Source organism: Bartonella sp. AA86SXKL (assembly GCF_042196885.1).
Genome location: NZ_JBHIRE010000356.1, coordinates 1 through 296, shown reverse-complemented (window position 1 = coordinate 296; position 296 = coordinate 1). Strand labels below are relative to the sequence as shown.

Genomic DNA, 296 nt, shown 5'->3' with positions numbered 1-296 from the left:
TTGACAGTGTCACTTGATGGACAAGGGCGCTTGGCTCTCAATCAAGACTATTATGAAACATTTGAAGCTTTGATTGCACAACTTAAGACTCTGCTTAAAACGGATGTTGAACAAAAAAAACAACGTATTTTTGTACGTGCTGCTAAAACTATTGAATATCAAAAAGTGTTACAATTGCTTGCTGAACTTCAAAAAGCAGGTTTTTCACAGGTTGCTTTAGCAAGTCTAGCACAATAAAATTTTTTAGAAACTATCGCTTGTTATTTGTAAAAACAACAAACAGTAATTAAAAGTGA

At 33.1% G+C, this 296-nt stretch carries 1 protein-coding gene; it reads left to right on the top strand.

Annotation, left to right across the window (positions count from 1 at the left end):
• On the top strand, window positions 1-237 hold a 237-nt coding region (locus tag ACFIO5_RS11975; RefSeq protein ID WP_375705530.1), incomplete at its 5' end, for an ExbD/TolR family protein.
• Window positions 238-296: the final 59 nt, after the last annotated feature.